Genomic DNA, 10,729 nt, shown 5'->3' on the forward strand with positions numbered 1-10,729 from the left:
GCATATCCTACTCTTTCTTGCTTTTCGTACCATGCTTGTGTTCTGAGATGGAGAGCCTTATTGTAAACTAATCTTACACAGCCCAAGGTGCGCCGCAATAGCGACTCTTGTTCGGGTGTTGGGTAAAATCGGTAAGAATAGGCTTTTTCCATGGGGAGCATTTTAGCATATATTCCGTAAATGTGCTAATATTTAACGGTAAAGCCAACCTAGAACGACGGGGTTTCAGACCCAAAATTTTCGATGATGCCCTAAACTTTTAGCTATCACCTTGATGGCGGGAGCTTTTTCTTGTTGTAGCCAATACAGCACTTGCAGTTTGTCTTTTTCCCTAGCGGTGGTTGCTTCTTTGATCCGTTGAGTTAATTCCTCTGCGCTTTCTTTGACTACTGTTGAGGTTACTCCTGCCATAATTTTTGAATAATAAGAGTTATGGTCGGTTAAGCGTCAAAACATCTAGGCTTTTCCTTGATGCTGGCAATGTAAACTTTGATTAAGAGAAAGACTTCTAGCTCCGATCCGATGTTATATTAATAATTGAAGCTAAGGAAAAAAGCTTCCCTGACAGATCAACTGGCAAGGTTATAAGGTCAAGTTCATAAAGGAGTAAACCCTGTTAAAGTTACATTCTGTCTCGATAACGACGATAACAGCGATCGACCTGAACGCTCATATTTCCTAGAGTAGAGAACAAGGGAGTTAGGCAATTGCAACTAAGGTTCAATGCGTCTCCAACCAGTCTCAAGTTGTGAGGGGAAATACCTGAGAATCGGTAAACTGATCGCTGTTATTGTTTGTCAACACAAGTAATTGATAATTGCAGTCGCTCTCCTTTGATGAGATAATAGAAAGTCTTCTGTTCAAAAGGATATCGATAGGATGCGACTCTCTCAACAGCTTTTTGTCACTCTCCGGGAAGACCCAGCCGAGGCGGAAATCCCCAGTCATAAATGCTTAGTCCGTGCCGGTTACATTCGTCGCATTGGCAGCGGTATTTACGCCTATTTACCCCTGATGTGGCGGGTTTTGCAGAAAGTCTCCCAGATAGTCCGGGAAGAAATGAATAAAGCCGGCGCCCAAGAATGTTTACTTCCCCAACTGCAACCGGCGGAACTCTGGCAGGAATCAGGCCGTTGGGACACCTACACAAAAGCAGAAGGGATTATGTTTGCCCTGACGGACCGGCAAAACCGGGAGTTAGGATTAGGACCGACTCACGAAGAAGTAATTACTGCCGTCGCTCGTGATTTAATTCGTTCCTATCGACAATTACCGGTTAATTTATATCAGATTCAAACTAAATTTCGCGATGAAATTCGCCCTCGTTTTGGTTTAATGCGGGGACGAGAATTTATTATGAAAGATGCCTATTCTTTCAATCTCGACGAGGAATGTTTAAAGAAAACCTATCAAGCGATGGATATAGCTTACCGCAATATTTTCCGCCGTTGTGGGTTAGCTTTTCGGGCAGTAGAAGCCGATTCTGGAGCGATTGGTGGTTCCGCATCCCAAGAATTTATGGTCTTAGCTGATGCTGGAGAAGATGAGGTTTTATTTACCGCCGATGAAAAGTATGCGGCTAATGTGGAAAAAGCCGTTTCTTTGCCGGCAGATAAAGTGGCTTCTCCCTTTAAAAAGTTTGCTAAAAAAGAGACTCCTAACACCAACACTATCGAAAGTTTAGCTAAATTTCTCGATTGTTCTGCCACCGCTATCGTCAAAAATGTTCTCTACGAAGTGGTTTATGATAGCGGCATAACTGTTTTAGTTTTGGTGAGCATTCGGGGAGATCAAGAGGTTAACGAAGTTAAACTACAAAATGAATTAATTAGACAGGCGAGCCGTTACAATGCTAAAACAATTTTGGCTTTAAAAATACCCGATGCTGCCGCTCAACAGAAATGGGCAACTAAACCTTTACCTTTAGGTTATATTGCTCCCGACTTAGAAGATAATTTGCTCAAAAAAGCCAGCGATATAGCTCCTCAATTTTTACGCATAGCAGACAACACGGTGACAGACTTAGAAAACTTTATCACCGGTGCCAATGAAACGGGGTTTCATTTAGTGGGGGCGAATTGGGGTAAAGATTTTATCTTACCGGAATTAATCGTCGATCTACGCAAAGCTCAGGTAGGCGATCGAGCTATTCATGATCCTAATCAAACCTTGCAAAGTGCTAGAGGAATTGAAGTCGGTCATATCTTCCAATTGGGCTATAAATATTCTCAGGCCATGAATGCTTTCTATACTAATGAAGCGGGAGAATCTACCCCCATTTGTATGGGTTGTTATGGCATAGGAGTATCCCGTTTAGCACAGGCAGCCGTAGAACAATCCTACGATAAAGATGGCATTATTTGGCCTGTAGCTATTGCCCCCTATCAAGCGATTGTGGTTATTCCCAATTTAGCCGATGCCGAGCAGGTAAAAACTGCCGAAAGTTTATACAATGAGTTAAATCAAGCGGGCATTGAAACCCTTTTAGATGACCGGGATGAACGTGCAGGAGTTAAGTTCAAAGATGCGGATTTAATTGGGATTCCCTATCGCATTGTCACGGGTAAATCTCTCAAATCGGGTAAGGTGGAATTAGTCGAAAGAGCCAGTAAAAAAGCGTCAGAAGTAGCAATTAATGAGGTGGTTTCCTATTTAAAAACTGCTATTTCAAAGGTAAATGCTTCTGATTAAGTGATTAAATATACAGATAATTTTGCCTGTTTATGGGTTTGATGATCGAGGATGACTGGTTTAAGGCATCAAAAACTGTTCCCTGTTGCCACTCAAAGACTTTTTCAGCATTACTGTTGGAGTGTTGGGAGATTTTTCTCTAAAGCAGCTAATAATTTGCTTAATTTCTTGAAAAACTTCTTCTAAAAAAGGAGCTTTTGAGATTACTATATTATCTTCACGGGGATGACTCCAAACGGTATGACTACCTTTACCGTGGCGATAGGTAAACCCTGCTTTCAGAAGTATAGACTTGAGTTCTCGTATTTTTTTAGGCATTTGCTATCTGCTGGAGTAATTTTATTGCAGTTTGAGCATTATTAAGGTATTACAAAGAATCTAGGCATGACGGAGGGATTGAATATATTCGACCATTTCGGGAGGAAAGCGTTGGCTTAATTCCTCATCGGGAAGTTGGGACAGCATCCGAAAATAATTCTTTCTTACTGTTTGAATATTAGGGTGATTTTCGCCTAATGTAGCTATCAAAATAGCAATGGCTCTTTGATAGAGCAGTTCTGCTTCTGTGTATTTCCCTTGAGCGTAATAAAGATTTGCCAGATTGTTGAGACTGGTCGCCACATCAGGATGCTCTTTTCCTAATAGCTTTTCCCGAATCGCCAGCACTCTTTGATAAAGAGGTTCTGCTTCTGCGTATTTCCCCTGATATTGATAAAGACTCGCCAGATTGTTGAGATTAGAAGCAACACTAGGATTATTGCCACCAAATAACTCTTCATGGATTTTTAATCCTTGTAAAAATAGAGATTCTGCTTGAGCAAAATCGCCTTGATATTGATAAGCAATACCTAAATTGCTCAAAGCATTGGCTTCTGATGTTTTATCACCAATTTGTTGGGCAATTTCTAATTGTTTTTGAAAATATTCAATTGCTTGCTGATATTGTCCTAAGGATTGATAAGTAATCCCCAGATTTCCGAAAGCATTTGCTAGGGCAAGAATATCGCCGATCTCCTGAGCAATTGCTAATTGTTCTTGAAGATGTGCAATTGCTTCTTGATACTGCCCTAAAGACTGATAAGCCGCTCCCAAATTACCTAAAGTATTCGCCTCCGAATACCGATCATTGATTTCTCTAATAATTACTAATTGTTGGTGAAGATATTGTATTGCTTATCTATATTGACCCCAAGATTGATAAATCATTGCTAACCGGCTAAGAGCAAAAACCTCAGATTGTTTATCACCAATATACTGAGCTTTTTTTAAGAGCTTTTGATAGATTTTATGATTATGTTTTTTGGGCGCAATCTGATCAAAGTTCTCAAGATTTAACTCTGTTTCATAATTACTAGCCTGAGCCGAATTAGTTTGATTTTTATTAATCTGAATCATCATCATCCTCCAATAAATTTAAAACTTGCTCAAATTGTGATTCTGCGGATTGAATTGCCTGAATCCATTCTGATAATTCTTTAACTGTTATACTAAATCCGTTGAGCATAGGCTACTTATAAGGACAGGCACTCATGCAATAGGCACTCATGCAAAAGGGGGAATAAATAATCAGTCTTTAATAACCAGATTTAGTATAAACTGGTTATTAGAGTGTTAGAAAATAAACTATGAAACTCGCTCTTTCCCTACTATCAGTTGGTCTTTACAAGTAATTTACATAACCATCAGCTTAACTCGCACAAATTTTTAACTGGGATTGTTGCTATACTGGTGGCTCTTGACAAAAGATCATGTTAATTATTTTTCTGATAAGGATTATTAGTCACCTTTTCATGTAATATGGGTCTATGGCAATATTTTCAAAGGATCACGAGCGATGCAATCCCTAAGGCTCAGAGTTAAAACTGCTTGGAGAAGCAAAAAAGCAAAGATGATTATATCGCTCCTATTGCTTTTTATCTTGATGCCGATTTTTCTTTATGCTTGTTTTAGTGATCTTCCTAACCAATCATCGGAGCAACAGCAAGGAACCCTTTTGGTGTGGTATCCAGAAGAGGGCGATTTAACTGAAGTAGTAGGTCTCGGTTTGCAAGAGTTTGAAAAATTAAATCCGCAGGTGACAATTATTGAACAAGCTATTCCTATCGATGAGATACCCGAACGTTTTTTTAAACAATCTCAAAGCGGATTAGGTGCAAGTGTTATTCTAATTTTTTCGAGAAATATACCCAGATTAGTATCCCAAGGAGTACTGGAGGAAATTGACCGGAAAAATCTAGATTTATCTATTTATAATCCCCCAACCCTGAAACAAGTTAGCTATCAAGGAAAAATCTATGGTATTCCCTTAGGTTCTCGTACCAATGTACTGTGTTATAATCAAAAAAAATTACAAGTTAGTCCCGATCCGCTGCTGAAGCAACCTCCTACCACTTTAGAGGGATTAGTGGAACGTGCGCGCAAAGGTTATTCTGTGGGGATAGTTTCCTCTTTTGAAGATACTTTTTGGGGAATGGCAATTTTTGGCAGCTATTTGTGGGATGAGCAGGGTAGGCTGCAACCTCGCTTAGATGGTTGGGCAAAATGGCTAGAATGGCTAAAATTTGCCTCGTCACAGCCTAATTTTATCCTCAATCGTCAACGGGAATTACTTCATGATGCTTTTGCTAGAGGCCGCTTAACCTATTATGTGTGTAATTCTATTGAAATTGCCGATTTAAAAAACAGCCTCCAAGATGATCTCAGAGTCGCTTTACTCCCCCAAGAAACTCAAGGTAAAGCAGCACCAATTCTCTATACACGGGTGATGGTATTTAATCGCAATAATAGTGATAATGAAAATAGTTTGGGATTAGCTTTAGGAAAATTTCTCACCAATCCCGAACAACAATTACAAGCAATCATCCAAACAGAAAGTTTTATTCCCACTAATCGACGGGTGCAGATCGAAGGAAATTTACTACCGATCGAATCGGTATTATTACAACAATCTCACAATGCTGTGGCAGTTCCTCTGGATGATTGGGAAAAGTTGAATAAAATTTTAGAAGAGGGAGAATTTTGGTATGAAAGAGCGATCGCTGGTGAAATATCTTCCTCAACAGCAGCCCACCAACTGACACTTTATATTCAATCAGGTCTCGATCAGGAAGTCAGGAAAATAAATTAATTATGAACAACAATATTCCCTCTCTTTCGGAAATAATTGCTAACCAATTATTATTTTTAGGACGCAGAAATGTTCAAAACCAATTAACGATTATTTTTATATCTTTAATTCTTGCTTGGTTATTATCAAAATGGTTATGGTCTTACTTGAGAAAAAGATTTCCTCACGTCACCAGGTTGATTCACAGTGATAAAAATTTAACCCTCCGTCAATATTTTGCTATCCTGATAGAGTTTCTTAATTTTCCAGTTATTAGTCTAATTTTACTTGACTTAAATTATCTAATTTTTTTCAGTCAAAATTGGACAAGAGGAATGATTAGTTTATCTATAAAACTCCTGTGGTTTTATTTAATTTATCGTTGTTTATTAGCTGGATTATACGCCAAGTTTTCCGTCAATACAATTAAATATTATCATTTCCGGCTTTTAGCACCTTTATTGGTGTTATTTCTCCTGAGAACCATGATTGTTTTTTACAATAATATTCAGGAAATTGCCCAAGTATCTCCCTTCAATTTATTCAATAGTCCGATCACATTGAGAAGCATATTTATTTTGATAATAGCTCCCTATTTTCTGGTGATTATTGTTGTTCTTATAGAGACTATAATTCTGAGTATTGCCAATTTAAATCAGCAAGCTAGTCGCGGTGAAATTGAAGCAACTTTACTGTTAGGACGTTATTTTTTCATTGTCTTAGGTGTTATCATCATCTTGGGTTATGTGGGAGTTAATGCAACGGCAATAGCGGCAATTACTGGCGGTTTATCTGTGGGTATTGGTTTCGGTATGCAGCAAGTGGTTAGTAATTTTATTAGCGGTATTTTACTATTATTTGAAAAAGTTCTAAAACCTGGAGACATAATTAATATTGAAGGGCAAACTTCTCAGGTAAAAAAGCTAGGTATTCGAGCGACAACAGTGCAAATTCTTACAGACAATTCCGAAAAAATTATTCCCAATCAAAAGTTTTTTACTGAGGATGTCACCACCTATACGGGTAGTGATAACTTGATTTATTGTTCAATTGTTATCGGAGTTGGTTATCATTCTAACGCACAACAGGTGATGAATTTATTGCTAGACATTGCTGACCAACATCCTCATATACTTAAAAACCCGCAACCAGTAGCTTTTTTTCTTAATTTTGATCATTCTAGTTTAAACTTTGAATTAAAGTTCTGGTTGGATGATGTTAACAGGAAAAAGCGAGTAATTAGTGATGTTAATTGTGTTATTCTTGATAAGTTTACTCAACAGGGTATCGAGATTCCCTTCCCGCAGCAAGATATTCACATTCGTAATAATTAACCTGAGTTCGGGATCAGCTAAAACCCTGATGCTACCGTAGCCTGAAACTCCTATTCTTTCGTGGAAGCTATGGCAAAATTCCCTTAAACCGAACTGGCGTTAATTAGCAATTTATTCTGGTCAAAAAAACCAGCTGATTATTTTCATCTTAAGATATATCAATTCCCCTGATTAAATTCATACTAAATCCGTTGAGTATAGGCTACATATCAGGATAGGCAAAAGGCAAGAGGCAAAAGGGGGAATAAACAATCAGTCTTTAATAACTGGATTTAGTATCATATATTTATTATTTTTTATTAATAGTTAATGTCTTGACATAAAAACAACTTTAATATACTATCTACCCTAGGATAGGGTCTGCTGAATAAATCTAAAAACCTTGTTGGGTAAGACTTTTAGACTTTTTGTCAATCAAAAAGTACCCGACTGGGAGTGATCAGGGGGAAAATTCAGGGACTTTTTCCCTGAAAATTAGGTAGTTGACCACCTGAAAATCGGTAAAACCCTACACCCCACACCCCACACCCCACACCCTAGCCCCACCGAAAAACTTTTTCAGCAGATCCTAGATAGTATATTCAGAGATACTCAATAATCTAGAATCAAAATCTCCCAGATTAATTTATCGAGGTTTTGCTCATGCTTTTTCGTCCTACTTGGCTCGGCACTTTATCGCTTGCCCTTGCCTTAAATTGGCCCCTTAGTGCCTCAGAAACCTGCGTCCCGATACCTTTGATCGGTGGTCAAGGAAACCAAGTAACCAAGACCGTTTCTCAACCGACCGTTCCCAGTGTGTTCGGTGTCGATATCACTCGCAATAACTGGAATACCGATTGGGCGGTTCCGAGCGATCGCAGCTGGCAAAAATTCGTGGCCACTATATCCTCGGATGAGGGTGGTTCCTTCGATATCCAGATGTACCTCAAGTACAGCGATCAAACCACGGGACAGTTTTTTAACCAACAAGATGTACGGATCGACCCGGGTAAACCCCTGACTATTACCGCCACACCGGAACCCAACGATGAACCCTATCAAGTCAATCTTTTTATCGGTGGTGTCAACCATTTCGGCAAGACCTACACGGTAACCGTTGTCGGCTGCTACCGCTAGATCGTTTTTTTAATAGTGAGGAGTGAAAAATTATGGTATTCTCGCCATGCCGCCTGCTGATCTGGACTTTGTTCGGTTTATCGTTTCCCGTCCCCAGTGTTCTTGCCGAAGCGATAGATGAGGGGAAAGCGATCGCTCCCGTGACCGTTGCCCCTTCCTTCTGCGAGGGTTTTACCCCCTTGACCAATAGGGTCGCCCCCTTGGTATTCGAGGGGGAAACCCGAACCGAGGAATTATCCGATAGTGCCTGTGCCAAGGATCTGGCGGGAGTAGGAGCGCCCGTTTTGCCAGCCTCTCCCCTCACAGAACCCACCCCGGCTGCGACCCCGATCGCAACGGAAAATCCCGCTCCCCAGGGGCAAGAGGATCGAGGTTGGCAGATTAAATTTCAGCCCTACGCGACCATTCCGATCAGTACCTACGGAACCGCAACGGCCCGGGGACGTACCGTCAGCTATCATCTCGATCTCGGGGAAGTGTTACAATCGCTCCGGGTGACGGGTAGCGCGCGCGTGGAAGCCTGGAACGGTCGTTTCGGTTTGATTTTCGACGGTTATTACGCCAGCTTGAGAAACGTGATCGACCGGCAGAAGACAACGGTTCGACAGCCGAATTTTATCGACTCCTTGAATTGGTTGCTGAGTCGGGATGCCAGCCAGAGAATTCAAAAAGCGATCAATGGACTCGAAGGCATTTCCCAGTCGGTCGATCGGATACAAGGATTAAAAGAAGAGGGGAGCTTTCAAGAGGCAGGAGACAAAATTCGAGCGTTACGACAGGATATCGCCCTAAAAACCGAACAATTAAGCCAATTACCAGCGGCGGCCGAAGAAGTGCGCGATCAGATACGGCAGGAAGTCGCCCTTCGGGAGGAACAGTTACAGGAACTGGAAACGGCGATCAATAACGCTCGGCAACGTTTTCAGCAAGAGATCGTTCCGAAAATCGAGCAGGCGCAGGAACTGAAGACGACCCTCGCAGAAATTCGACAGGAGGTGCAGCAAGAGGTCGAGCGAAAAGCCGAGCGCTTAAACGAATTTAAACAGGCTCTTGACAGCCTTCAGGGACAATTGGCCGAACGCCAGAATACTTTACAAGAAATGGTCGTAAAAATTCAGACTCTCCCCGACGTGGATATAGGTGAGATTCGGGATAATATCGATATTCGAGATCTCCGGGATTTAGAGAAGAAAATAGCAGAATTACCCCGCGATCCTGCCTTTAGCGATCGGCTAGGAAATTTAAAGGATTTTCAAGAAAAGCTCTCGCAAATACAGGAAGCACTGGCTAGAGGGCAGGAAAAAATTCAAGAATTGCGGGGGTTAAAAGATAGCGAACCCCTGCAACAACTGCAAGCGAAGATTCAAGAATTACGGGAGCTAAAAGATAGCGAACCCCTACAACAACTACAAGGGAAGATTGAGGAGTTGCGGCAGACTAAAGATAGCGAAATCCTCCAACAATTGCAAGCAAAAGTTCAGGAGCTACAGCAGTTAAAAGATAGCGAACCCCTGCAACAACTGCAAGCGAAACTCCAAGAGTTACGGGGGTTAAAAGATAGCGAACCCCTGCAACGACTCGAACAAGAAATTCAGAACGCCCGAGAATCGCTCGAACAACTAGAACAAACAATGCAACAGGTACAAGAATTCGCCGACAATCGCCAATTACAGCAACTCGAAGCGGATTCGGAAACAAACCTACAATTCGATCAGGGCATCTACGATTTCGCCGTCAGTTACCACATCGGCGATCCGATCAGCCACGAACTGCCCGAAAAACCCTCTAATCGCTCTTTTCCCTTAATTTGGTTCCAGCCCTATGCGGGCCTTCGTCTCAATAGTATCAGTATCGATATCGAGCAAACGCTTACCGTACAACTATCCAGTCCCCTTGTCAACTTCAGCCAAACTTTCCAACAAACCTTCAGTCAGGGGAGAACTTGGTTTGAACCGCTCCTCGGCGGTAAATTTGGGGTACAGGTGTCCGATCCGATCACTTTATGGATTCGGGGAGACGCTTCCGGTTTCGGGCTGGCCGGCGATACAGATCTAAGCTGGAACCTCCTCTTTGGAGTCGATTGGTGGGTGAATCGCCAAATTTCCCTGCAATTCGCCTATCGTTTCTACGGGATCGAGTATAAAAACGGTAGTGGCGATAACGCGTTCGGTTTTACGGAAAACTTTAACGGACCGTTTCTCGCCGCCACTTTTCACTTTTAACTTAGTGTCAGCATTTATCCCTCGCGCTTAGTGCGATGGCACGGGGCTTTTAAAGGGCCGAAGTAATTCCCCCCAGGGCTCCCCTCATGAATGCTGACTTTGTATATAGACAATTCCTCAAAAACTATGTTATCATAGTTTTAGTTTCTTGATAACTCTTATGTACAAAGCGTACAAATTCAGACTTAAGCCTAATACCGAGCAAGAAATAGCCTTAGCAAAAAGCTTTGGTTGTTGTCGTTGGTTTTGGAATTATTCCC

11 protein-coding genes are annotated in these 10,729 nt (G+C 41.3%); 6 read left to right on the forward strand and 5 right to left on the reverse strand.

The window, feature by feature from the left end:
• Positions 1-152 (reverse strand): helix-turn-helix domain-containing protein (locus EWV84_RS05395; protein ID WP_287076960.1); only part of this gene is annotated, 152 nt, incomplete at its 3' end.
• Between the two features lie 73 nt (positions 153-225).
• A complete protein-coding gene (locus EWV84_RS05400) occupies positions 226-411 on the reverse strand; it encodes a hypothetical protein (protein ID WP_287076943.1) in 186 nt (61 codons plus the stop codon).
• A 468-nt stretch (positions 412-879) separates the two neighbouring features.
• Between EWV84_RS05400 and EWV84_RS05405 the strand changes: the two genes are divergently transcribed.
• Positions 880-2,691: a proline--tRNA ligase gene (locus EWV84_RS05405; RefSeq protein WP_287076945.1), complete on the forward strand. Its 1,812-nt coding sequence runs from the start codon at positions 880-882 to the stop codon at positions 2,689-2,691.
• Positions 2,692-2,751: 60 nt separating this feature from the next.
• Here EWV84_RS05405 and EWV84_RS05410 read toward each other — a convergent pair whose 3' ends face one another.
• The 3 genes from EWV84_RS05410 to EWV84_RS23040 are packed head-to-tail and all read right to left on the reverse strand — an operon-like array spanning position 2,752 to position 4,089.
• Positions 2,752-3,009 carry a type II toxin-antitoxin system HicA family toxin gene (locus tag EWV84_RS05410; protein ID WP_287076947.1) on the reverse strand — a complete coding sequence of 86 codons (258 nt, stop codon included), beginning with the start codon at positions 3,007-3,009 and terminating at the stop codon, positions 2,752-2,754.
• A gap of 60 nt (positions 3,010-3,069) precedes the next feature.
• Positions 3,070-3,861 carry a tetratricopeptide repeat protein gene (locus EWV84_RS05415; protein ID WP_287076962.1) on the reverse strand — a complete coding sequence of 264 codons (792 nt, stop codon included), beginning with the start codon at positions 3,859-3,861 and terminating at the stop codon, positions 3,070-3,072.
• A gap of 3 nt (positions 3,862-3,864) precedes the next feature.
• Positions 3,865-4,089 carry a hypothetical protein gene (locus EWV84_RS23040; protein WP_287076949.1) on the reverse strand — a complete coding sequence of 75 codons (225 nt, stop codon included), beginning with the start codon at positions 4,087-4,089 and terminating at the stop codon, positions 3,865-3,867.
• A gap of 436 nt (positions 4,090-4,525) precedes the next feature.
• Between EWV84_RS23040 and EWV84_RS05425 the strand changes: the two genes are divergently transcribed.
• The 5 genes from EWV84_RS05425 to EWV84_RS05450 all read left to right on the forward strand — a co-directional run.
• Positions 4,526-5,818 carry a sugar ABC transporter substrate-binding protein gene (locus EWV84_RS05425; RefSeq protein WP_287076951.1) on the forward strand — a complete coding sequence of 431 codons (1,293 nt, stop codon included), beginning with the start codon at positions 4,526-4,528 and terminating at the stop codon, positions 5,816-5,818.
• Between the two features lie 2 nt (positions 5,819-5,820).
• A complete protein-coding gene (locus tag EWV84_RS05430) occupies positions 5,821-7,131 on the forward strand; it encodes a mechanosensitive ion channel family protein (RefSeq protein ID WP_287076953.1) in 1,311 nt (436 codons plus the stop codon).
• Between the two features lie 642 nt (positions 7,132-7,773).
• Entirely contained in the window at positions 7,774-8,247 is a 474-nt protein-coding gene (locus EWV84_RS05440; RefSeq protein ID WP_287076956.1) for a hypothetical protein, read from the forward strand.
• Between the two features lie 32 nt (positions 8,248-8,279).
• Positions 8,280-10,469, forward strand: a complete 2,190-nt coding sequence (locus EWV84_RS05445; RefSeq protein ID WP_287076958.1) for a coiled-coil domain-containing protein — start codon at positions 8,280-8,282, stop codon at positions 10,467-10,469.
• Positions 10,470-10,629: 160 nt separating this feature from the next.
• Positions 10,630-10,729: helix-turn-helix domain-containing protein (locus EWV84_RS05450; RefSeq protein WP_287076964.1), on the forward strand; the 100-nt coding region annotated here is incomplete at its 3' end.

The sequence above is a fragment of the Microcystis sp. M_QC_C_20170808_M3Col genome (assembly GCF_007095505.1).
Classification (GTDB): domain Bacteria; phylum Cyanobacteriota; class Cyanobacteriia; order Cyanobacteriales; family Microcystaceae; genus Microcystis.

What these genes read in the sequence shown, in the direction of transcription:
- EWV84_RS05405 (WP_287076945.1), top strand. Translation starts at nt 880, where the DNA reads ATGCGACTCTCTCAACAGCTTTTTGTCACTCTCCGGGAAGACCCAGCC.
- EWV84_RS05440 (WP_287076956.1), top strand. Translation starts at nt 7,774, where the DNA reads ATGCTTTTTCGTCCTACTTGGCTCGGCACTTTATCGCTTGCCCTTGCC.
- EWV84_RS05445 (WP_287076958.1), top strand. Translation starts at nt 8,280, where the DNA reads ATGGTATTCTCGCCATGCCGCCTGCTGATCTGGACTTTGTTCGGTTTA.
- EWV84_RS05410 (WP_287076947.1), bottom strand. Translation starts at nt 3,009, where the DNA reads ATGCCTAAAAAAATACGAGAACTCAAGTCTATACTTCTGAAAGCAGGG.
- EWV84_RS05400 (WP_287076943.1), bottom strand. Translation starts at nt 411, where the DNA reads ATGGCAGGAGTAACCTCAACAGTAGTCAAAGAAAGCGCAGAGGAATTA.
- EWV84_RS05430 (WP_287076953.1), top strand. Translation starts at nt 5,821, where the DNA reads ATGAACAACAATATTCCCTCTCTTTCGGAAATAATTGCTAACCAATTA.
- EWV84_RS05425 (WP_287076951.1), top strand. Translation starts at nt 4,526, where the DNA reads ATGCAATCCCTAAGGCTCAGAGTTAAAACTGCTTGGAGAAGCAAAAAA.
- EWV84_RS23040 (WP_287076949.1), bottom strand. Translation starts at nt 4,089, where the DNA reads ATGATGATTCAGATTAATAAAAATCAAACTAATTCGGCTCAGGCTAGT.